The sequence below is a fragment of the Deltaproteobacteria bacterium RBG_16_64_85 genome, from assembly GCA_001798885.1.
In the GTDB taxonomy this organism is placed as follows: Bacteria; Desulfobacterota; Deferrimicrobia; order Deferrimicrobiales; family Deferrimicrobiaceae; genus FEB-35.
The window spans coordinates 1-21,976 of the sequence record MGQW01000044.1 but is presented as its reverse complement, the minus strand read 5'-3'; the positions used below and the strand labels follow the sequence as shown (position 1 = coordinate 21,976).

General features: G+C 64.8%; 24 protein-coding genes. 19 read left to right on the top strand and 5 right to left on the bottom strand.

What is annotated here, in order from left to right:
- Nucleotides 1-18 precede the first annotated feature (18 nt).
- From A2Z13_05315 to A2Z13_05250, 14 genes are read left to right on the top strand one after another with little or no spacing between them, the layout of a single operon-like run.
- On the top strand, nucleotides 19-345 hold the full coding sequence (locus A2Z13_05315) for an NADH-quinone oxidoreductase subunit A (GenBank protein OGP78978.1): 327 nt from the start codon (nucleotides 19-21) through the stop codon (nucleotides 343-345).
- Nucleotides 336-848, top strand: coding sequence for a hypothetical protein (locus tag A2Z13_05310; protein ID OGP78964.1), 513 nt, complete (start codon nucleotides 336-338; stop codon nucleotides 846-848). The genes A2Z13_05315 and A2Z13_05310 overlap by 10 nt, the downstream gene beginning before the upstream one ends.
- 18 nt (nucleotides 849-866) lie before the next feature.
- On the top strand, nucleotides 867-1,358 hold the full coding sequence (locus A2Z13_05305; protein OGP78963.1) for an NADH dehydrogenase: 492 nt from the start codon (nucleotides 867-869) through the stop codon (nucleotides 1,356-1,358).
- A 1-nt stretch (nucleotide 1,359) separates the two neighbouring features.
- Nucleotides 1,360-2,580, top strand: coding sequence for an NADH dehydrogenase (quinone) subunit D (locus tag A2Z13_05300; GenBank protein OGP78962.1), 1,221 nt, complete (start codon nucleotides 1,360-1,362; stop codon nucleotides 2,578-2,580).
- Nucleotides 2,577-3,050, top strand: a complete 474-nt coding sequence (locus A2Z13_05295) for a hypothetical protein (GenBank protein ID OGP78961.1) — start codon at nucleotides 2,577-2,579, stop codon at nucleotides 3,048-3,050. The genes A2Z13_05300 and A2Z13_05295 overlap by 4 nt, the downstream gene beginning before the upstream one ends.
- A gap of 21 nt (nucleotides 3,051-3,071) precedes the next feature.
- Nucleotides 3,072-4,340 carry an NADH oxidoreductase (quinone) subunit F gene (locus tag A2Z13_05290; protein ID OGP78960.1) on the top strand — a complete coding sequence of 423 codons (1,269 nt, stop codon included), beginning with the start codon at nucleotides 3,072-3,074 and terminating at the stop codon, nucleotides 4,338-4,340.
- 6 nt (nucleotides 4,341-4,346) lie between these two features.
- Complete coding sequence (locus A2Z13_05285) at nucleotides 4,347-5,927, top strand: hypothetical protein (protein OGP78959.1); 1,581 nt, start codon at nucleotides 4,347-4,349, stop codon at nucleotides 5,925-5,927.
- Entirely contained in the window at nucleotides 5,924-7,027 is a 1,104-nt protein-coding gene (locus A2Z13_05280; protein ID OGP78958.1) for a hypothetical protein, read from the top strand. The genes A2Z13_05285 and A2Z13_05280 overlap by 4 nt, the downstream gene beginning before the upstream one ends.
- Nucleotides 7,028-7,031: 4 nt before the next feature.
- Complete coding sequence (locus A2Z13_05275) at nucleotides 7,032-7,517, top strand: hypothetical protein (GenBank protein OGP78957.1); 486 nt, start codon at nucleotides 7,032-7,034, stop codon at nucleotides 7,515-7,517.
- 6 nt (nucleotides 7,518-7,523) lie between these two features.
- Complete coding sequence (locus A2Z13_05270) at nucleotides 7,524-8,012, top strand: hypothetical protein (GenBank protein ID OGP78956.1); 489 nt, start codon at nucleotides 7,524-7,526, stop codon at nucleotides 8,010-8,012.
- Between the two features lie 13 nt (nucleotides 8,013-8,025).
- The gene (locus A2Z13_05265; GenBank protein OGP78955.1) at nucleotides 8,026-8,328 is read left to right on the top strand and encodes an NADH-quinone oxidoreductase subunit K; all 303 of its coding nucleotides are present in this window, start codon (nucleotides 8,026-8,028) and stop codon (nucleotides 8,326-8,328) included.
- Nucleotides 8,322-10,418, top strand: a complete 2,097-nt coding sequence (locus A2Z13_05260) for an NADH-quinone oxidoreductase subunit L (GenBank protein OGP78954.1) — start codon at nucleotides 8,322-8,324, stop codon at nucleotides 10,416-10,418. Before A2Z13_05265 ends, A2Z13_05260 begins: the two co-directional genes overlap by 7 nt.
- A gap of 54 nt (nucleotides 10,419-10,472) precedes the next feature.
- A complete protein-coding gene (locus A2Z13_05255; protein ID OGP78977.1) occupies nucleotides 10,473-12,026 on the top strand; it encodes an NADH dehydrogenase in 1,554 nt (517 codons plus the stop codon).
- Between the two features lies 1 nt (nucleotide 12,027).
- Nucleotides 12,028-13,503: an NADH-quinone oxidoreductase subunit N gene (locus tag A2Z13_05250; protein OGP78953.1), complete on the top strand. Its 1,476-nt coding sequence runs from the start codon at nucleotides 12,028-12,030 to the stop codon at nucleotides 13,501-13,503.
- Nucleotides 13,504-13,579: 76 nt separating this feature from the next.
- On the opposite strand, the gene A2Z13_05245 is transcribed toward A2Z13_05250, so the two are convergent.
- The 3 genes from A2Z13_05245 to A2Z13_05235 all read right to left on the bottom strand — a co-directional run bounded on the left by A2Z13_05245 (nucleotide 13,580) and on the right by A2Z13_05235 (nucleotide 15,039).
- Complete coding sequence (locus A2Z13_05245) at nucleotides 13,580-14,143, bottom strand: hypothetical protein (GenBank protein ID OGP78952.1); 564 nt, start codon at nucleotides 14,141-14,143, stop codon at nucleotides 13,580-13,582.
- On the bottom strand, nucleotides 14,130-14,342 hold the full coding sequence (locus A2Z13_05240; protein OGP78951.1) for a hypothetical protein: 213 nt from the start codon (nucleotides 14,340-14,342) through the stop codon (nucleotides 14,130-14,132). Before A2Z13_05240 ends, A2Z13_05245 begins: the two co-directional genes overlap by 14 nt.
- A 79-nt stretch (nucleotides 14,343-14,421) precedes the next feature.
- A complete protein-coding gene (locus tag A2Z13_05235) occupies nucleotides 14,422-15,039 on the bottom strand; it encodes a hypothetical protein (GenBank protein OGP78950.1) in 618 nt (205 codons plus the stop codon).
- Between the two features lie 55 nt (nucleotides 15,040-15,094).
- Between A2Z13_05235 and A2Z13_05230 the strand changes: the two genes are divergently transcribed.
- Entirely contained in the window at nucleotides 15,095-16,258 is a 1,164-nt protein-coding gene (locus tag A2Z13_05230; GenBank protein OGP78949.1) for a hypothetical protein, read from the top strand.
- Between the two features lie 22 nt (nucleotides 16,259-16,280).
- Here the strand turns inward: A2Z13_05230 and A2Z13_05225 are convergent, their stop codons facing one another.
- Complete coding sequence (locus tag A2Z13_05225) at nucleotides 16,281-18,197, bottom strand: selenocysteine-specific translation elongation factor (GenBank protein OGP78948.1); 1,917 nt, start codon at nucleotides 18,195-18,197, stop codon at nucleotides 16,281-16,283.
- Nucleotides 18,198-18,243: 46 nt separating this feature from the next.
- On the opposite strand from A2Z13_05225, the gene A2Z13_05220 reads away from it, so the two are divergent.
- Nucleotides 18,244-18,549, top strand: a complete 306-nt coding sequence (locus A2Z13_05220) for a DNA mismatch repair protein MutS (protein OGP78976.1) — start codon at nucleotides 18,244-18,246, stop codon at nucleotides 18,547-18,549.
- Here the strand turns inward: A2Z13_05220 and A2Z13_05215 are convergent.
- On the bottom strand, nucleotides 18,533-18,880 hold the full coding sequence (locus tag A2Z13_05215; GenBank protein ID OGP78947.1) for a hypothetical protein: 348 nt from the start codon (nucleotides 18,878-18,880) through the stop codon (nucleotides 18,533-18,535). The genes A2Z13_05220 and A2Z13_05215 overlap by 17 nt on opposite strands.
- A 71-nt stretch (nucleotides 18,881-18,951) precedes the next feature.
- On the opposite strand from A2Z13_05215, the gene A2Z13_05210 reads away from it, so the two are divergent.
- From A2Z13_05210 to A2Z13_05200, 3 genes are read left to right on the top strand one after another with little or no spacing between them, the layout of a single operon-like run.
- Nucleotides 18,952-19,416, top strand: a complete 465-nt coding sequence (locus A2Z13_05210) for an arsenate reductase (GenBank protein ID OGP78946.1) — start codon at nucleotides 18,952-18,954, stop codon at nucleotides 19,414-19,416.
- 56 nt (nucleotides 19,417-19,472) lie between these two features.
- Entirely contained in the window at nucleotides 19,473-20,915 is a 1,443-nt protein-coding gene (locus A2Z13_05205) for a menaquinone biosynthesis decarboxylase (protein ID OGP78945.1), read from the top strand.
- The gene (locus A2Z13_05200; GenBank protein OGP78944.1) at nucleotides 20,916-21,767 is read left to right on the top strand and encodes a 4-hydroxybenzoate octaprenyltransferase; all 852 of its coding nucleotides are present in this window, start codon (nucleotides 20,916-20,918) and stop codon (nucleotides 21,765-21,767) included. It abuts the gene before it with no gap.
- Nucleotides 21,768-21,976: the final 209 nt, after the last annotated feature.

The following is a 21,976-nucleotide window of genomic DNA, read 5'->3' as shown; positions in this document are numbered from 1 at the left end:
TATTTCTCGGTCCTCCTGATGCTGGTGATCGGGGTGGGGATGTCGGTGGCGTTCGTCTTCCTCTCCCAGGCGCTGGGCCCCAAGCGATACGATCGGGTCAAGTACAGCGTCTACGAGTGCGGCGTCGATCCCTTCACAACCGCCTCGGTGCGCATCTCCGTGAAGTTCTACCTGATTGCCATTCTGTTCATCCTTTTCGACCTGGAGTCGGCGTTCATTTATCCGTGGGCGATCCTCTTCCGGCAGCTGGGATGGTTCGGCTTCATCGAAATGGGGATCTTCATCCTGATCCTGCTCGCGGGCCTCATCTATGCGTGGAAAAAGGGAGCGCTGGAATGGCAGTAGGGAATCGCCCGGAAAACCCCCTCCCGGGAGGCGGGTACGCCCTGACGACGCTCGAGGCGATCATCGCGTGGGGGCGCAAGTACTCGATCTACCCCTTCACGTTTGCGACCGCCTGCTGCGGGATCGAGGTGATGGGGGCGTTCGGCACGCACTACGACCTGTCCCGGTTCGGGGCCGAGGTCGTCCGGTTCTCCCCCCGGCAGGCGGACATGCTCCTCGTCGCCGGGACGATCAACTACAAGATGGCGCCAGTCCTGGTCCGCATCTACGAGCAGATGCTCGAGCCCAAGTGGGTCGTTGCGATGGGGGCCTGCGCCTCCTCCGGCGGCTTCTACAACAACTACAGCGTCCTGCAGGGGATCGACAAGATCATCCCGGTGGATGTGTACATCCCCGGCTGCCCGCCGAACCCGGAAGGGATCATCGACGCCGTGGTGGCCATCCAGAAACTGCTTACGACGGGCGCCCCGCGGGCAGCGGAGCGCTGGCCGATCAAGATCTGAAAGCATAGCGGAAGGGAAATGGCCGAAGAGACGAAAAGCCCGGTGCTGCGAAAGCTGACCGAGAGGTTCGGCGATGCGATCGTCTCGACGCACTCCGACTTCGGCGACGACACGGCCCTGGTCCGCCGGGAGAAGATCGTAGAGATCTGCACGTTCCTGCGCGACGACTCCGACCTGCTCTTCGACTTCGCGATGGACCTGACCGGGGTGGATTACCTCGGCGAGATCCCCCGGTTCGAGGTGGTCTACCACCTCTATTCCCTGGAGAAGAAGCACCGGGTGCGGATCAAGGCGCGCCTCCCCGAGGAGGACCCGACGATCGACTCCGTGGTTTCGGTGTGGCCGGGGATCAACTGGTACGAGCGCGAGGCGTACGACATGTACGGCATAGTCTTTCGCAACCACCCGAACCTCAAAAGGATTCTCATGTACGAGGCGTTCGTCGGACACCCGCTGCGGAAGGACTACCCAAAGGCCAGGCGGCAGCCCACCGTGGGGCCGGAAGAGTAACATGGCGGAAATCGTCGGAGCACAGAGGGGGCGCGGAAAGCTCGACCTTCAGGCCGAGCCGGTGATCCTGAACATCGGCCCCTCCCACCCCGCCACGCACGCTACGCTCCGGCTCGTCGCCGAGCTGGACGGGGAAACGATCCTCTCGCTCACCCCCGAGTTCGGCTACCTGCACCGGTGCTTCGAGAAGGAATCGGAGGACCATACCTGGACCCAGGTGGTCACGTACACCGACCGGCTGAACTACGTCTCCCCGCTGATGAACAACGTGGGATACGCGATGGCCGTGGAGAAGCTGTGCGGGATCGAGGTCACCGAGCGGTGCAAGTACATCCGCGTGCTCGTCTGCGAGCTCTCCCGGATCATCGACCACATGGTGTGCATCGGCACGAACATGGTCGACCTGGGGGCCCTCACGAACTTCTGGTACTTCTGGAAGCCGCGCGAAGAGGTCTACATGCACCTGATCGAGCCGCTGACGGGCACGCGCCTTACGACAGGGTACACCCGGATCGGCGGCATGCAGTGGGACCTGCCCGAAGGCTGGGCCGCGAAATGCCGGGACATCTGCCGGAACGTGATCCTGCCGGCGATCGCCGACGTGAACGCGCTGCTGACGAAGAACAGGATCTTCATCGAGCGGACGATGGGGGTGGGCCCCATTACCGCGAAGGACGCGATCGCGATGGGCTTCACGGGCCCGTGCCTCCGGGCGGCGGGAGTCCCCCTGGACCTGCGCAAGGACGAGACCTACCTCGTCTACGACCGGTTCGACTTCGACGTCCCCATCGGCCTGAAGGGCGACACGTGCGACCGGTACATGGTCCGGATGGAGGAGATGCGCCAGTCGGTGCGCATCATCGAGCAGGCGCTGGATCAGCTCCCAGGGGGCTCGGTGAACATCGACGACACCCGCTACCTCCTCCCGGACAAGGAGCTGGTCTACACGAACATCGAGTCGCTGATGCAGCACTTCAAGAACATCATGGAAGGGATCCGGGTCCCCGCCGGCGAAGTCTACTCGGCCACCGAGGCGGCCAATGGGGAGCTGGGATACTACATCGTCAGCAAGGGCGGCGGGGGTCCGTACAAGATCAAGGTCCGTCCCCCGTGCTTCAACATGTTCCAGGGGATGCCACTCCTTTGCGAGGGGCAGATGATCGCGGACCTCATCGCGGTATTGGGAAGTGTCAACATCATCGCGGGGGAGCTCGACCGGTGAGCGCGGCGTTTTCCGATACGGCCCGGCGGGAGCTCGAGGCGGTACTTTCGCGCTACCCGGACAAGGAGGCGGCGATTCTTCCGGCCCTGTATCTGGCCCAGCGCGAGTTCGGCTACCTCTCCGACGAGGCGATCGTGGTTGTCGCCGACCTGTTGGGGTTCACCCCGGCGCGCATCGAGGGGGTGGCGACCTTCTACACCATGTACAACCGGAAGCCGGTGGGGAAGTACCACGTGCAGATCTGCCGCAACCTCTCCTGCTCGCTTCTGGGCGCCGAGCACCTGATCGAGCACGTGTCGAAGAAGCTCGGGATCCGGCCGGGGAAGACGACGCCGGACGGGAAATTCACGCTGTCCGAGGTGGAGTGCCTGGGCAGCTGCGGGACCGCGCCGGTCCTGCAGCTCAACGACGACTACCACGAGGACCTGACCGAGGAGAAGATCGACGCCCTCCTCGACCGGCTTCCGTAACGGGGAAAAGCGAAGACGACGATGGAAACGGTCCTCACCACCCATTTCGCCGACGAGCAATACCGCCGCGTCGACAGGTACCTGGAGCTCGGCGGGTACGAGGCGCTGCGGAAGGCGCTCTCCACCCCTAAGGAGCAGATTGTCGAGGAGGTCAAGAAGGCGAACCTGCGCGGCCGGGGCGGCGCCGGCTTCCCGGCTGGGGTGAAGTGGGGATTCCTCCCGAAGGACCTCTCCCGCCCGCGGGTCCTGGTGGTCAACGCGGACGAGGGGGAGCCGGGGACGTTCAAGGACCGGCAGATCATGGCCAAGGCGCCGCACCTCCTCCTGGAGGGGATCGCGATCGCCTCCTATGCCATGACGATCCACGTCAGCTACATCTACATCCGGGGGGAGTTCGTCCGCGAGGCGAAGATCCTGGAGGACGCAATCGCCGAGGCGTACGCAAAGGGATTCCTGGGGAAGAATCTCCTGGGCTCCGGGTTCGACCTGGACGTTACCGTCCACCGCGGCGCGGGTGCCTACATCTGCGGCGAGGAGACCTCCCTTCTCAACTCGCTTGAGGGGAAGCGGGGATGGCCCCGGATCAAGCCGCCCTTCCCGGCCTCCGTCGGGGCGTTCGGCCTCCCCACGATCGTGAACAACGTGGAAACGATCGCGGACGTGCCGTGGATCGTCGCCAACGGGGGGGAGAAGTTCGCCTCCCTCGGGGTGGAGAAGAACGGCGGCACGCGCCTGATCGGCGTCAGCGGCCCCGTGAACCGGCCCGGCGTCTACGAACTGTCGGCGGGGGTGCTCCTGCGGGAGGTCATTTATACGCACGCCGGAGGGTTGAAGGACGGAAAAGCGCTCAAGGCCGTGATCCCGGGCGGATCGTCCACGCCGGTCCTGCGCCCGGACGAGATCGACGTGACGTTCGACATCGAGTCGATGGGGAAGATCGGAACGATGCCGGGGTCCGGCGGCGTCATCGTCATCGCGGAAGGCACCTGCATGGTCCGGGCCCTCTCGGTGCTGATGAAATTCTACGCGCACGAATCGTGCGGCCAGTGCACCCCGTGCCGGGAAGGGACCGGGTGGCTGGCGAAGGTCGTGGGCCGCATCGAGAACGGGCAGGGGCGGGAGGGGGACCTCGAGCTCGTCCTCGACGTGTGCGACAACATGATGGGGAGGACCATCTGTCCGCTGGCCGACGCGGCGGTGATGCCCGCCCAGTCGTTCATCTGGAAGTTCCGGGAAGAGTTCGACCGGCACATCCGGGACCAAAAATGCCCGTTCGGGAACAGATTCTAGGGACCCATGCCGACCTTCCTCATCAACGGAGTCTCCACGACGGTCCCCGAGGGGACGACGATCCTCGAAGCCGCGGGGCAGATCGGGATCGAGATCCCCCACTATTGCTACCACCCCAAGCTCTCGATCGCGGGGAACTGCCGGATGTGCCTGGTGGAGGTGGAGAAGTTCCCGAAGCTCCAGATCTCCTGCAATACCGTGGTGACCGAGGGGATGGTGGTCCGGACCGACACGGAGAAGGTGAAGAAGGCCGTCACCGGGGTCCTCGAGCTGATGCTCCTCCATCACCCGATCGACTGCCCGATCTGCGACCAGGCGGGCGAGTGCGGCCTGCAGAACTACTACATGAAGTTCGGGCTGCACAAGAGCCGGTACGCCCTCGAGGACAAGGTCCACAAGAAGAAGGTGCAGGACATCGGGGGGCAGATCGTCCTGGACGCCGAGCGGTGCATCCTCTGCTCCCGCTGCGTCCGGTTTCTCCGGGAAGTCACCGGGACCTGCGAGATGGAGTTCTTCAGCCGGGGGGACCACTCCGAGATCTCGATCTTTCCCGGCAGGCCGCTCCGCAACGATTACACCGGCAACCTGGCCGACATCTGCCCGGTGGGGGCGCTGACGAACAAGGACTTCCGGTTCAAGTGCCGGGTCTGGTTCCTGAAAAGCGCGGACTCGATCTGCCCCGGCTGCTCCAACGGGTGCAACATCCACGCGGACTTCAAGGGGGACATCCTCTACCGGTTCCGGCCCCGCCGGAATGACGCCGTCAACCAGACGTGGCTGTGCGACTTCGGGCGGCTCGAGTACAAGAAGGCCAACGAGGACAGGCTCCTGACGCCCGTGATCCGCGAGGGGGGGCAGTCGGTCGCCGCCGACTGGGATGCCGCCCTCTTCGCGACTTCTCTCAAATTCCGGGAGGCGGTCGAGGCGGGCGGTCCCGAATCGGTGGCCGTCATCGCTTCGCCGCAGTCCTCCAACGAGGAGCTGTTCCTGGTCCGGAAGCTGGCGAAGGAAGTCCTGCGGACGCCGAACTACGGATTCAGCTCCCGCACGCCCGGGCGTCCCGCATCGGACGATTTCCTCATCAAGGCGGATAAAAACCCGAACTCGAAGGGGGCGATGCTGTTCGGCTTCACCGAGGAGGGGTTCGACCGCACGGTCCGGGCGATCTCCGAGAGGAAGATCCGCGCGCTCCTGGTGTTCGGAAACGTCCTCGCCGATTTCGCGGAGGGCGAGATCGGCCCGCTCCTGTCCAACGTCCCTTTCATCGCCCACGTGGGGACGAACAACGGGGCGCTCTCCCGGGCGGCGCACGCCGTCCTGCCGTCGGCCTCCTTCGCCGAGCGGGGCGGGACCTTCACCAACTTCGCGGGGCGGGTGCAGCGGTTCCGGCCGGGGTTCCCGCCGCGCGGCAAGGCGAGAAACGACATCGGGATCGTCGCGGGGATGGCGAACCTGCTGGGCGCGGGCTGGACCTTGGCCGGGGAGGCCTCCGTGTTCCAGGCGCTGTCCGCCTCGGAGGCGCCGTTTTCCGGGATGAGCTACGAATCCCTGGGGGACCCGGGTCAGGTGGCCGGAGGGCCGAAATGACCCCCCTCTTCGACATCACGGTGTCCGTGGCGCGGATCGCGGTGTTCTTTGCCTTCGTTTTCGGGCTCGTCGTCATCATGACGTGGGTGGAACGGAAAGGGGCGGCCTACATCCAGGACCGGCGGGGCCCCAACCGGGCGCGCATCCTGGGGCTCACCCTGGGCGGAATCTTTCACCCCCTGGCCGACGCGCTCAAGTTCCTCTTCAAGGAGGACTTCATCCCGGACAACGCCCACCGGCTCTTCTACCAGATGGCGCCGATGTTCGCGCTCGCACCGGCGGTCATGACGATGGCCGTCGTCCCGTTCGGGCCCCCGGTCACGTTCGGCGGAAAGCAGATCGCGCTCCAGATCGCGGACCTGAACGTCGGCATCCTTTACCTGTTTGCCATCTCCGGGATGACGGTCTACGGCGTGGTGCTCGCGGGCTGGTCCTCCAACAGCAAGTACCCGCTCCTGGGCGGCCTGCGTTCCTCCGCGCAGATGATCTCGTACGAGGTATCGATGGGGCTCTCCATCGTCGGGATCCTCATGGTATTCGGCTCCGTCCAGCTCTCCGAGATCGCGCGGGGACAGGGCGAGTTGCTCTTCGGGGTCCTGCCGAAGTGGGGGGTCTTCGTCCAGCCGCTGGGATTCATCCTGTTCCTCACCGCGCTCTACGCGGAGGCGAACCGGACCCCATTCGACCTTCCCGAGGGGGAGTCGGAGCTGGTGGCCGGATACCACACCGAGTACGCCTCCTTCAAGTTCTCCATGTTCATGATGGCCGAGTACATCCACCTGGTGGTGGGCTCGGCGGTCCTGGCGACCCTTTTCTTCGGCGGCTGGCAGTTCCCGTACCTCGGGAATACGGGGTTTGCATTCCCCGGCGGCGTTTCCGTCGCGGTTCCCGCCTGGGCGGTGCTCCTCCTTCGGATCGGGTCGTTCGTTGCGAAAACGTTCTTTTTCTGCTGGCTCTTCGTGTGGGTCCGGTGGACGATCCCCCGGTTCCGGTACGACCAGGTCATGCGGCTGGGATGGAAGGTGATGCTTCCCCTGGCGCTTCTCAATATCTTCGTGACGGGGCTGGTCCTGCTCCTGATCGATCGAGGCGGGATGTAGATCGATGACGATCGGGGTGAAAAAGGTGGCCCGGCCGCCGGAGATGTCCTTCGGGGAGAGCCTCTACCTGCTCGAGATCCTGAAGGGCCTTGCGGTGACGATGGGGCACTTCCTGCACAACGTCGCCCACAACAAGGACATCCCCACGATCGAATACCCCGAGGTGCGGCGGGTGATGCCGCCGCGGTTCCGCGGGTGCCACCGGCTGATGAAGCGGCAAAACGGCGCGCCGCGCTGCGTGGCGTGCTACATGTGCGCCACTGCCTGCCCCGCCGTGTGCATCACCATCGTGGCGGGGGAGTCCCCCGACCCGAAGGTCGAGAAGTACCCGGTGCGGTTCGACATCGACATGCTGCGGTGCATCTTCTGCGGGCAGTGCGTCGAGGCGTGCCCGGTGGACGCGATCCGGATGGACACCGGCTGGTTCACCCCGCCGGAGGACACCCGGGAGAAGCTCATCTACACGATCGACCGGTTATTGGAGAAGTAGGGGGCAATGGAACGGATCCTGTTCGTCATTTTCGGCGCGATCGCGGTGGGCGGCGCGATCATGGTGGTGACGAGGAAGCACCCGATGTCCTCGGCGCTCTACCTGATCCTGACGCTGTTCGCCGTGGCGGCGCTCTTCGCCCTGCGGCAGGCCCACTTCCTGGCGGCGATCCAGGTCATCGTCTACGCCGGGGCCGTCGTGGTCCTGTTCATCTTCGTCATCATGCTGGTCAACGTGCCGGAGAACAAGCTCCCGGTGGAGCGGACGACGGTGATGCGGCTCCTGGGGGTCGTCGCTGCGGGGCTGTTCATCCTCGAAGGGGCGGTCCTGGCCCGGCGGTTCATCCTGCCGGCCGGATCCGGGGCCGACGCGGGGTCCGTCCAGGCCGTTGGGAAAGCGCTGTTCACCGATTACCTGCTTGCCTTCGAGATCACCTCGGTGCTCCTGCTGGCGGCGGTGATCGGGGCCATCACGCTGGCGAAAAAGAAGATCTGACGGAGAAGGAAGGATGATGGAACCGTCCGCATACCTGCTGCTCTCCGGGATCCTGTTCGGCATCGGGGTGGTCGGGGTGGTGGCGCGTAAAAACGTTCTCATCATCCTGATGAGCGTGGAGATCATGCTCAACGGGGTCAACGTCGCCTTCATCGCCGTCGGGTCGCACCTGGGGGACCCCACCGGATCGGTGTTCGCCTTCATGGTGATGACCGTGGCCGCGGCGGAGGCCGCGGTGGGGCTGGCGATCCTCATCGCCATCTACCGGCTGAAGGAGACGATCGACGTCACGGAACTGAGCGTGCTGAAATGGTGAGCGGAATCCTCGATGTCCTGTGGCTCGTCCCGGCGCTTCCGCTTCTGGGAGTGATCCTGAACGGCGCGATCGCGCTGTTCTCCGAGCGCCCGGTCCTGCTTGCGGAGGCCGCGCATGGGGAGGAGGATCACGGTTCCCTCGGACCTCCGGCCCTCGGGACTTCGCCCCCTGGAACTTCGCACTCCGGGGGCTCGCACGGCGATTCGCACGGAGCCTCGCCCGCTCCGGCGCCCTATCGGAAGCTGGTCGCCTTCATCGGGCCGGCGGTGGTGGGGGTGTCCTTCGTCGTTTCGCTCCTGTCGGTGATCGCGCTCGCCGCGAGGTCCCCGCACGACCGTCTCTTCGTCCAGGTCCTCTTCCCCTGGATCCAGGCGGGGGGGTTCTCCGCCCCCGCGGCCCTGCAGCTGGACCCGCTTTCCTCCGTGATGATCCTCGTCGTCACCGGCGTCGGGTTCCTCATCCATGTCTACTCCGTCGGGTACATGTCCCACGAGAAGGCGTTCGCCCGGTACTTCGTCTACCTGAACCTGTTCACCTTCGCGATGCTCGTCCTGGTCCTGGGGAGCAACTACCTCGTGATGTTCGTCGGCTGGGAGGGGGTGGGGCTGTGTTCCTACCTCCTGATCGGCTACTGGTACGAGAAGAAGAGCGCCTCCGATGCGGGGAAGAAGGCGTTCATCGTCAACCGGGTCGGCGACTTCGGATTCATTCTCGGATTGTTCCTCCTCTTCTGGACATTCGGGACGGTCAACTATACGGAAGTCTTCGCGAAGATCCCCATGCTGTCGGCCAGCGGCGTCCTGACGACGGAGACCGCAACGGCGATCACCCTCCTTTTCTTCATCGGCGCCATCGGGAAATCGGCGCAGATTCCCCTCTACGTCTGGCTCCCCGATGCGATGGAGGGCCCCACGCCCGTCTCCGCCCTCATCCACGCGGCGACGATGGTCACCGCGGGCGTCTACATGGTCGCCCGATCGAATGCGCTCTACCTCTTGTCCCCCGTGTCGATGGGGGTGGTCGCGGTGATAGGGGCGGCGACGGCGATCTTCTCCGCGACGATCGGCATCACGCAGAACGACATCAAGCGCGTGCTCGCCTACTCGACCGTCTCCCAGCTGGGGTACATGTTCCTGGCGTGCGGGGTCGGGGCATTCACCGCGGGGATCTTCCACCTCATGACGCACGCCTTCTTCAAGGCGCTGCTCTTCCTGGGCTCCGGCTCGGTGATCCACGCCCTCTCCGGGGAGCAGGACATGCGGAAGATGGGGAGCTTGAAGAAACACCTCCCGATCACCTTCACGACCATGTTCATCGCGACGCTGGCGATCGCCGGGATCCCGGGACTGTCGGGCTTCTTCTCCAAGGACGAGATCCTCTGGAAGGCGTTCTCCTCCCCGCACGGGAACATCGTCTTGTGGGCGATCGGGGCCCTGGCGGCGGGGATCACCGCCTTCTACATGTTCCGCCTGGTGTTTCTGACCTTTTTCGGGGCCTCCCGGATGGAGCCGCAGGTGGAGAAGCACGTCCACGAATCGCCCGGGTCGATGACCGTGCCGCTCATGCTCCTGGCCGTTTTTTCGGTGATCGGCGGCTGGGTCGGCATCCCCGAGGTCCTGGGCGGGCACAATTATTTTGAAGAGTGGCTCGCGCCGGTCTTCGCGCACGGGGCGGCGGCGGGCCACGGAGCCGCGCACCACCCGGTCGCCCTGGAGCTGGGGCTGATGGCGGGATCGGTGGCGGTGGCGCTGTTCGGGATCGGGCTTGCGTACTACCTCTACCGCGTCCGGACGGAAAAGCCCGAGAAGATCGCGGGGACGGTCCCGAGGCTCTACGACGTGGTCTACAACAAGTATTACGTGGACGAGATCTACGACGTCGTCATCGTCCGCAGGATCGTCGACGGATCGGTCTGGCTGTGGAGGGCGTTCGACGCGGCGTTCATCGACGGGATCGTCAACGGCGTCGCGTCGCTGGTGCGGGGTACCGGCGACCGCCTCCGGCGCGTGCAGACCGGCGTGGTGGGCAACTACGCCTTCTCGCTGCTGCTCGGCGCGGTCCTCATCGTCGGCTACATCCTCGCGCGGTAGAACGGGAAGGGAGCCTTTGCGGAGCGTGCGGGCATGACGGGAATCCTGGAAACATTGTCGGCGAACCTGCTGACCGCGCTGATCTTCTTCCCTCTGGCAGGGGCCCTGCTGCTCGTCTTCCTGCCGAGGGACGACAACCGGCTGCTCCGGAACGTCACCTTCGGCGTCACCCTGGCGGAGTTCCTCCTTTCGCTGCCGCTGGTCCTGGACTTCAACGGCGCCACCGCGGCGATGCAGTTCGTCGTCCGCGCCCCCTGGATCCCCGCCTACGGGATCGAGTACCACGTCGGCGTCGACGGCATCTCCCTGTGGCTCGTGATGCTGACGACCTTCCTGATGCCGATCGCGATCCTCTCCACCTACTCGGCGGTCGAGAAGCACGTGAAGGAGTTCATGATCTTCATGCTGGTCCTCGAGGTCGGGATGGTGGGGGTGTTCCTTGCGGTCGACCTCTTCCTGTTCTACGTCTTCTGGGAGCTGGTGCTCATCCCGATGTACTTCCTCATCGGCGTGTGGGGGAGCGAGCGGCGCATCTATTCCGCGATCAAGTTCTTCCTCTTCACGTTCGCCGGGTCGGTGCTGATGCTCGTCGCGATCATCGCGCTCTATTTCCATCACTACGAGGTCACCGGTATTTATTCCACCGACCTGCTCCGGATGTACGCGATCGACATCCCCGTGAAGCTGCAGTTCTGGATGTTCGCCGCCTTCGCGCTGGCGTTCGCGTTCAAGGTCCCGATGTTCCCGTTCCACACGTGGCTTCCCGACGCGCACGTGGACGCCCCGACGTCGGGGTCGGTCATCCTGGCGGCCATCCTCCTGAAGATGGGGACCTACGGCTTCCTGCGGTTCGCGATGCCGCTGTTCCCCGTGGCAGCGGTCGACCTGATGCCGGTGATCTCCGGGCTGGCGGTCATCGGGATCATCTACGGCGCGCTCGTCGCGATGGTGCAGAAGGACATGAAGAAGCTGGTCGCCTACTCCTCCGTGTCCCACCTGGGCTTCGTGATGCTCGGGCTTTTCGCCTTCAACCTCCAGGGGATCGAGGGCGGCATCCTCCAGATGATCAACCACGGCGTCTCCACCGGGGCGCTCTTCCTCATCGTCGGGATCGTCTACGAACGGCGGCATACGCGCCTCATCGAGGAGTTCGGGGGGCTCTCCAAGGTCGCCCCGCTGTTCGCCGCCGTCTTCATGATCGTGACGCTCTCCTCGATCGGGCTTCCCGGCACCAACGGCTTCGTCGGCGAGTTCCTGATCCTGCTGGGCGCCTTCAAGACCACGCGGCTGCTGACGGTGTTCGCCGCATCCGGCGTGATCCTGGCGGCGGTCTATATGCTCTGGATGTACCAGCGGGTGATGTTCGGGAAGATCACCAACGAGGAGAACCGGCACATGACGGACCTGAACGCGCGGGAGGTGGCCTACCTGCTGCCGATCCTCGTGATGATCTTCTGGATCGGGGTCTACCCTCAGACGTTCCTCCGGAAGATGGACGCCTCGGTCTCCGCGGTCGTCACGCAGATCGAGACGAAGCGCCAGGCGGCGCTGTCGGGCCGTCCGGCGGGGGAGCCCCTGCTGGCCCGCTACTTCGACGTGGGGAAATGAGATGCCGCCGATCGCGATAGACGCCCAGGCGCTGCTCACGGGACTGTACAGCATTCTTCCCGAAACCCTCGTCGTGGCGACGGCGCTCGTCGTCCTGTTCCTCGACCTGGCCCTCCCCGAGGAGAACAAGCGGGTGCTGTGCTGGGTGAGCCTCGCAGGGATCGTCCTTTCGCTGTTCGCCGTCTTCGCGATGGGGCCGGGAAAGATCAGCGGGTTTTCGGGGGCCGTCGTCCATGACGGGCTGGGCGCGTTCTTCGAGATCGTCATCCTGTCCGCCTGCGCGCTGACGCTGCTCATGGCGACCGGCTACTCGGAGTGGGAGGGGACCCACAAGGGGGAGTTCTATTCCCTGCTCCTCCTGTCCACCTCCGGGATGATGTTCATGGCCAAGGGGACCGATCTCATGACGATCTTCCTGGGCCTGGAGACGCTGTCGATCCCGATCTACGTCCTGGTCGGCTTCCACCGCCACCGGATGTCCTCCATCGAGGGGGCGCTCAAGTACTTTCTCCTCGGCGCGTTCGCCTCGGGATTTCTCCTGTACGGGATCGCGCTGATGTACGCCGCGACGGGGACCACCAAGATTCCGGCGCTGGCCTCCATGCTCTACGACGCGCGGCTTGCCGCAAGCCCACTGCTCCTTGCCGGCGTCGGCTTCCTCCTGGTGGGGTTCGCCTTCAAGGTGTCTCTGGTGCCGTTCCACATGTGGACCCCCGACGCATACGAAGGGGCGCCCACGGTGATCACGGCGTTCATGTCCGCGGCGGTCAAGGCGGCGGCGTTCGCCGCGCTGATCCGGGTCCTGCTGCTGACCTTCGGGGGGCTGCAGCCGGTGATGTGGAAGGTCCTCTGGGCTCTCTCCGTGCTGACGATGACCGTGGGGAACCTCTCGGCGCTCCTGCAGGACAACGTGAAGCGGATGCTCGCATACTCCTCGATCGCGCACGCGGGGTACATCCTCGTCGGGCTGGTATCGGGCGACGTGCTGGGCAGCCAGGCGTCCCTCTTCTACCTGCTCGTGTACGCGTTCATGAACATCGGGGCCTTCGGGGTGGTGATGCTCATCGCGCGGAAGGAGGACGAGGGGTACGACATCCAACATCTTGCCGGGATCGGGTTCAGATATCCCGCGCTGGCCGGGCTGCTCACCCTCTTCCTGGTGTCGCTGGGGGGGATCCCTCCGACGGCCGGGTTCGTCGGGAAGTTCTACCTCTTCAGCGCTGCGATCAAGAACGGGTACATCTGGCTGGCCGTCATCGGCGTGCTGAACAGCGCTGCCTCCATCTACTACTACCTGCGGCTGGTGGTCTACATGTACATGATCCCCGCCGAAGGGGAGGTGCCGGTGCCCCGTCCTCCGCGGATCGCCTTCTCGCTGGCCCTCTTCGCTTCCGCCGCCGTGGTGCTGGTCCTGGGCATCGTCCCCCGTTCCGCCCTCGAATTCGCCGAGCGCTCCGTCCTCTCCCTCCTGATGTAACTTAAGACCGGGGACATTCTTCAACTTCAGGTTCGGGTCCGGCTCGGCACCCCGGCCGAGATTCTCGATGTTCTGTCTATTCCCCGGTTTTCTTCAGGATCGCCCGCCAGATTTCCGTCAGCCCCTTGCGGCCTGCCCAAACTTCGATATACGGGAAATCCAACCCGTCGCCGGATACACGCAGGATCCCGGTGATGTCGCGAAGGTGTTTTTCCGATCCGCCTTCCCGGTAAAATTCCATCTTCTTGAGGATGATGTCCTCGGGAGCGGCGACCGAAGCAGACCGGTCCGGGAACACGGGGATGATTCTTCTTCGTCCGAAACGGCTTCGGTCGAATTCGTCGGCTTTCTTGACGATGATGTCGATCTTCCATCCGGAAGCGGGATGGATGATGTTGAATTGCTTCTCGCTTCTTACCGCCTCCGCGGCGGCATCGGAGGAGAGATAAAATTCGGGAGCGGGGAAGAAGGAAAGGAAATGCGGCAATTGCGCAGCCGTCAACGCAACGACGACGTCGATGTCCAGCGTCAGGCGGGGTTCACCGTATGCGGCGGACGCGACGGAACCGACGAGAAGGTATTCAACCTCGGATGCGGCAAACGCATCCAGGACCCGGCGCAGGAGATCACGCTGATCCACGGAGCCAGATCCCGGCGACTTCCTGCCGGATCTCCTCGTCGCTCCAATCCGGGTGACGGCTTTTAACGCCGGCTTCCATCAATGTCCGCGCGAGCGCCCCCGCCTGGAAGACCAGTTCCATTCTCTGGGCGGGGGTTTTGGTCCTCAGGACAGCCGCGATGTCGGTGTCGACGACCTCGATCCGTTTCGGATCGATCAATTTGGCTTTCCTCCAGGGCGTTTCCGGTCATCGTATCAGACTCGCGTAAAATGTAAATCGGAGGGCCCCGGAGCCTCCTTCACTGCGATCGAGTCCCCCATCGCAGCGGCAGGAACCGGGGGACTTTTTCCTGGTAGTCGCGGTAGGCGTCCCCGAATTTGTTGACGAGCCGGCGCTCCTCCAGGAACGTCCCCACGTAAAAGTAGAGGACGATCATCGCCGTGGAGATCGCACTGTTCCGGGTTTGTACGGGATGGAACAGGAGAATCACGGAACAGCCCAGGTAGAGCGGGTGCCGGACGACGCCGTACGCCTTGCCGGTGAAGAGGCGGTCATTTCTGCCCGGCTGCGTCGATTCTCCCTTCCGCCAACGCTCCCACTGCCGAAACCCGAGGAACTCCTTGAGATCCCACGGGGTCCACAACAGGAAGGCGCAGCCTGCGAGCTGGATGCCGTGGAACAGGAGGCGTGCAAGACCCTCCAGGCGGTAGAAGGGACGGTCGGGGATGGTCCTCAAGTAGAGGAGGAGCAGGACGAAGACAACGGCGGAGTACACCGTGAAGACGAGCCTGTGGTACGCGTCGAACGAACGATCCCCGACCCGGTCTCGCACCCGGCGTTCGTACCCTTCCGACAACGTCAGGCTGTGGAAGACGGCGAAGGCGGCCCAGGCGCCGACGACCCGCAGAGCGTCCATTCGTGCCTCCAAATCTGTATCCAGTATATCCCCTCCGCCGGATATACTGGACCGGATGAAGTGTCCTTTCTGCAAGACATCCACGTTCCGCAGGGTGGTCGCGGGAAATCAGGAGATCGACTGCTGCGCCGCCTGTGGAGCCCTCTGGTTCGACTACGGCGAGATCCGCGAGTTGACGGAAGGGAGGCTGTCCGTTGACGCCGAAGGCGGTTCCCCACCGGCCCCGACAGGAAGGGCGGCGACAGCAGAGAAACCGGGCGCGATCCTTTCCCGGATGCGGGGGGAGGCGGCCTCCCTTGCCTGCCCCCGTTGTGGCGCCGCGCTTACGGCGATCGATTTCCAGCTGACGGGGATCCCGGTGTTCCAATGCGCCTCCTGCGAGGGGATTCTCGCTCCACGAACCTCCGCGGCGGGCATCGCCGCGAGGTTCCGGTTCCTTCGGGAGCACGGGGAAAAGTACGCCGCCCTGGGAGAGACGCTGGCACGGAAAGAGAAGCGCCGGATGGAATCGGAATATGGAGCCGGCGGTTCCGGCACCGCGGGCAACCTGGCGGTCCCGCTTCCCATGGTGGTGCCCCTTGCCGACGATGCGCCGGCCATCCGCTCGTTCCCCTTGGTCACCTATGCCCTGATCGCGGTGACGGTCATCCTGTACCTCATCGGCCAGGTACGCGGGGTTCGACTGCCTCTCCCCGGAGGCCTGCAAGACCTGCCGTCCGGAACCGGGTTCGCCGGCGTCCCGAAGCTTCCGCTGCTGTTCGCCCCCTTTTTCCATGCGGGGATCCTTCCGCTGGCGATCGGTTCCCTTTTCCTGTTCGTCCTCGGCGACAACGTGGAGGACCGGATGGGGAGCGCCGCCTACTTTTTCTTTTTTCTGGTCTGCGGCGTCATTGCAGGGATTGCCCACGTCCTGTGGGGAAAGGCCGGGGGGACGCCGGCGCTCAGCTCGCCGGGGGCGGTGGCGGGGATCCTCGGCGCATATCTGGTCTTCTTCCCGAACGTGTCGATCCGGTTGTACGGAATGGGGCGGATCGTCACCCTTCCGGCCTATCTCTTCGCATGCGCCTGGCTCATCGACGTCTTCTTCCTTGGGCCGGCGGGTCCCCTGGCAAGCCTCGTCGACCCTGCCCGCCTTTCTCTTCCCGGAAATCTCGCCGGGTTCGGGGCCGGAGTCTTCGGCGCTATCCTCCGGCGATTCTGCGAGCAGCCTCTCCGATAGCGGCAGGGAGGGAAGGAATGCGTTACCTCCCCTTCCGCAGGACGCGTTTGTCTCCCACGCGCAGCGTCACCTTGACCAGGTCGAAATGTTCGAGGAGTGGGATGAGGTACTTCCGCGTGAGCCCCGTCATTTCCTTGAACTCCGGCACGGTGATTTCTCCCCGCTTGGCAAGGAAAGAGACCAGCTTCTCCCTCAAACCGTCGACTTCCTTCGGATCGAAGTAAAGGTCCTTCACCCGAAGCACCGCGCCCGCCCGGACGAGTCCTTCCAGCGTTTTATCGAACTCTTTGGCATCCACGGCGTGAATTCCCTCCGCCAGCTCCGCCTTGGACAATGCGGCAAGCCCCGCCCGCCGGACCTTTTCCGAGAGGGCGCGGGCGAGAGGGGAGGAGAGCTCCACCGACCGGGGGCGCCGGGCGGGGAGGAAGTAGAGATCACCGGCTTTTCCGACCGCCGGGCTTCCGGCCAGCGCCATGACGACGATCCCGGGCTCGGATACGCCAGACAGGAGAGCGGAGATCTCTTCCCGGGGAAACCCCTCTCGCTCGGGGGAGCGGTCGTGCAGCAGGGAGAGGGCCTCGATCGTTTTTTGCCCGATGCTCTCCATAGCCGACCGGTGCCAGCAGATGGATCCCCCTTCCATCCCGCGGATCTCACCGGTACGGAGGCACTGCGCAATCACGCGGCGGGCGGCCTCGAGGTCGATTCCCGCGATCGCGGCGGCTTCCTTTTCTCCCAGGCCGGCCCACCCGGCGTCGGCAAGGGCCGCCAGGATCCGCGTCCGGAGGTCCGGGGAGGAAAGGAGCGTCAACGCCTCGGGAACCGCCTTGGCGGCCCCTTTGCGCTGCGGAGGAGAAGGGTGCAGCACACGCCCGCCGCCGATGGTGTACCCGAAGTTTTCCAGAGGGGAGAAGCCCCGCAGGATGAACCGGTCCCCGCCCATAAGGACCGTGTCTTCGGCGAGGAGAATCCGGCCGTAGCCCGATCCGCCGGGGGGAATCTCCGCGGCTCCGTAGAGAAGGACGCGCGCCCGGCAGGAAGAGGTGAAGGCGTGGAAGGTGACCTGGGCCCGGCTCTTCAGGGGTCGGGGAGCCAGCGGCAGATATTCGAGGAAGACTTCCGCCGCCCGGGTGGGAGAAAGCGTACCGGGCTTGCACAGGACCGCCCCCCGGGGGGCGTTTTCCTTCTCCACTCCCTGGAGGTTCACGGCGGTGCGCGTCCCCGCCGTGGAGGATTCCGCCGGCCCTCCGTGGACCTGCAGCCCCCGGACGCGGGCAATCGGCCCTCCGGGGAGGATCTGTACTTCTTCTCCTACGCCGACCGTTCCGCCGACCAGGGTGCCGGTAACCACAGTGCCGAATCCCTTCATCGTGAAGGAGCGATCGACGGGGAGCCGGAAGAAGTGGGAAGAGTCCTTGCCGGCGACGCCGGCGGCGATCCGGTCGAGGGCGGCGACCAGCGCGGGCAGTCCCTCCCCGGTCGCCGAGGAGACGCGCGCGATCGGCGCATCCTGGAGAAAGGTCCCAAGGACGTATTTCCGGATCTCCTCCTCCTGGAGGTCGAGGAACTCGGCGTCTACCTTGTCGCACTTGGTAAGCGCCACGAGCCCGTGCCGGATGGAGAGGAGCCGGCAGATATCCAGGTGCTCCCGGGTCTGCGGCATCACCCCCTCGTCCGCCGCGATCACGAGCATCACGATGTCGACGCCGGTCGCCCCGGCGACCATCGTCCGGACGAACTTTTCGTGGCCGGGGACGTCGATGATCCCCGCCAGGGTCCCCGAGGGGAGCGCAAGGTGCCCGAACCCCAGCTCGATCGTGATTCCCCTCTCCTTCTCTTCCTTGAGACGATCGGGGTCGATGCCCGTCAGCGCGCGGACCAGGGCGCTCTTGCCGTGGTCGATGTGCCCCGCCGTGCCGATGATGACCCGCTTGGACATGACGCTTATCTTACCGGTTTTCGCCGGATGCGGTAATATGGCGGCCATGGAGCACAAGGGGCCGAAGCCGCACCGGATCCCGATCGAGGATCACATCGACCTGCATACCTTTGCCCCGAAGGAGATTGCCTCGGTCGTGGAGGATTACCTGGAAGAGGCGGTCCGCGCGGGGTTCCGGCAGGTGCGGATCATCCACGGGCGAGGAACCGGCATGCAGCGGCAGATCGTCCGCTCCGTCCTTTCCCGTAACCCCCTGGTGGAATCTTATACCGAGGCGGCGCCGGAGGCGGGCGGGTGGGGTGCCACGGTGGCCGTGCTCCGGCCCCGCGGCAAGTCTATCTCCCGCAGGTGATCTCGATCCGGTTCACGCTCGAAACGACCGCCCGGTCTTTCCTCACCGTCTTGTCCGTGGCGAGGGACTTGCGGAGCAGGGAAAGCACGGCGGCGTGAAAGGGGCTCTCCGGCTTCTCCAGGAGCCGGTACGAGATCCAGAGGCCGTCTTTCTCCGACTCCACGAGCCCCGCTTCGTGGAGTGTCTTCAGATGATGGGAAACGTTGGGTTGGGATCCTTTCAGGACGTGCTGGATCTCGCAGACGCACAGCGGCCGGCTTTCCAGCATCTTGAGGATCCGGATGCGCGATTCGTCGGACAGCGCTTTGAACACCTTCGTGGTTTTCTTCAACGATCCCCCCCCGGAAATATTAGTATAGACTAATATTCCGTAGGTTTCGGGGTCAAGCCGGGGAGGAGCAAATGGTCTCGCAGGGAGGCGTCGCGAAGGGGCGCCGGATCAAGGTGCTGTTCCTGTGCACCGGGAACGCCTGCCGCAGCCAGATGGCGGAAGGGTGGGCCCGGGCGCTCAAGTCCGACCGGATCGAGGCCCATTCGGCCGGTGTCGCCCCCTGCTTCGTCCACCCGCTCGCGGTCCGGGTGATGAAGGAGTCCGGCGTCGACATCAGCGCCCAGTACTCCAAGCACGTCGATGAGATGGACGGGATCGTGTTCGACTACGTCGTGACGCTGTGCGACTACGCCGACAGCAAATGCCCCGTCTTCCCCGGCCATGGGAAGCGCGTCCACCGCCCCTTCGAGGACCCGATCCACGCACGCGGCACCGAGGCCGAGGTCCTGGCCAAGTTCCGCTCGGCCCGCAACCGCCTTCGCGCGTTCGTCGAGGGGATGCCGGAGAACCTCGAGGACCCGGCGGGAGATCGTTAGCGGATTCGCCCGGCGATGATAGGTTTTTCCCATTCCTTTTCCGGTAAGGAGCGACGATGGCGTTCCGCGACCTGCGGGAGTTCCTGTCCGCGCTCGACGCCCGCGGCGAGCTGAAACGGATCGCGGCCCCGGTGTCGGCCGAGCTGGAGGTGGCCGAGATAGCGGACCGCGCGGTCAAATCGGGGGGTCCCGCCCTCCTGTTCGAGAATGTGCAGGGCCATTCCGTCCCCCTTGTCATGAACCTCTTCGGGACGATGGGGCGGATGTGCCTGGCCCTGGGCGTCTCTTCCCTGGAAGAGATCGGGGAGCGCATGAAGGAGGTGATCGAGCCGGAGATCCCTTCCAACTTCCTCGAGAAACTCAAGATGCTGCCCAAGCTCGCCCGGCTGGCCGATTTCGTGCCGAAGACGGTGGCTTCCGCCCCTTGCCAGGAGGAGGTGGAAAAGGATCGGCCGTCCCTCTCCTTCCTGCCGGTCGTGAAGACCTGGCCGGGGGACGGCGGTCCGTTCCTCACGCTGCCGCTCGTCTTCACGAAGGACCCCGGGACCGGGCGCCGCAACGTGGGGATGTACCGGATGCATGTCTACGACGAGACGACCACGGGAATGCACTGGCACATCCACAAAGGGGGCGCGCAGCACTACCGCGGGTTCCGCAGAAAGAGGGAGCGGATGCCTGTGGCCGTTGCGCTGGGGGGCGACCCGGCCACCATCTACGCTGCGACCGCGCCGCTGCCGGAGGACATCGACGAGATGCTGTTCGCCGGTTTCCTGCGGAAGGAGCCGGTGGAGCTGGTCCGTTGCAAAACGTGCGACATCGAGGTTCCCGCCCGCGCCGAGGTGATCCTGGAAGGATACGTCGACCCCGAGGAGCTGCGCACCGAGGGGCCGTTCGGGGACCACACCGGCTACTATTCGCTCGCCGACCCGTACCCCGTCTTTCACCTGACCTGCGTCACGCGGCGCAAGGACCCGATCTACCCGGCGACGATCGTGGGCAAGCCCCCGATGGAGGACGTCTACCTCGGGAAGGCGACGGAGCGGATCTTCCTGCCGCTCCTGCGGAAGATCGTGCCGGAAGTGGTCGACATGAATCTGCCGATCGAAGGGATCTTCCACAACTTCGCCTTCTTTGCGATCGACAAGAGATACCCCGGGCATGCCCGGAAGGTGATGAGCGCAGTGTGGGGACTGGGACTCCTGATGTTCTCGAAGTTCGTCGTCGTCTTTGACGCCGACGTCAACATCCAGGACCTCTCCGAGGTGATCTGGCGGATCGGGAACAATGTCGACCCGAAGCGCGACGTCATGATCGTGGAGGGGCCGGTCGACGCCCTCGAACACGCTTCGCCCATCCCGCACTACGGCTCGAAGATGGGGATCGACGCCACGAGGAAGTGGGCCTCCGAGGGGTTCGGCCGCGAGTGGCCCGACGACATCCGGATGGCGGAGGAGATCGTTGCACTCGTTACCCGGCGGTGGAAGGAGTACGGCTTCTAAATGCTCGGGCGGATCGGCGTTTACCTCGATATGGTCAAGGTGGCGCACACCCTGTTCGCGCTGCCGTTCGCGCTCATCGGGGCGTTCCTGGCCGCCGGCGGGATACCGCCGGGAAAGACCCTCTTCTACATCGTACTGGCGATGATCGGGGGCCGCAGCGCCGCGATGGGATTCAACCGCGTGGTCGACGCCGAGATCGACGCGAAGAACCCCCGCACGAAGGATCGGGCGATCCCGGCGGGGCAGGTGAGCAAGCCGATGGCGGGGGTGTTCATCTTCCTGTCGGTCCTCCTTCTCGAGCTGTCGGCCGCCAAGCTCAATCCCCTGTGCCTGAAGCTTTCCCCGGTCCTCCTGCTGCTGTTGTTTTCCTATTCCTATACGAAACGCTTCACCTGGGCGTCCCACGTGGTTTTGGGGATGTGCCTGGGGGCGGCGCCGCTGGCCGCCTGGATCGCGGTCACTGGGGCGTTCGACCCCCGCATTCTCGCCATCTCCTTCGCGGTCCTGTTCTGGGTGGCCGGGTTCGACGTCCTCTACGCCCTCCAGGACATCGAGTTCGACGGTTCGATGGGACTCCATTCCATCCCCCGCTTCCTGGGAGTGGGGAAATCGCTGTGGGTGTCGCGGGGATTTCACTTCGCAATGGCGGCCCTGCTCCTGCTGGGATATCATATTTTCAGGCTGGGGTGGTGGTACCTGGCCGGCTGGGGCCTCTGCATCGCGGTACTTGTGTACGAGCACGTGATCCTTTCGGAGGATGACCTGTCGAGGCTGAACGTCGCCTTCTTCAACCTCAACGGCGTCATCAGCATCGTGCTCTGCCTGTTCACCTATCTTGACCTGGCGCTGTAGACATCCCCGGTCGGGACAAGACAAAAAGGAACTCCCATGAAGATCCTTCTGGGCATTTCGGGAGCGAGCGGCGCCGTCTATGGCGTGCGCGCCGCGGCGGTTTTCCTGGCCGCCGGAGTCGAGCTGCATCTCCTGGTGACGAAAGTCGCGTGGGAGATCATGGCCGAGGAGCTCCCGGGGAGCCCTCCCCTTCCGACGCTACCGGCCAG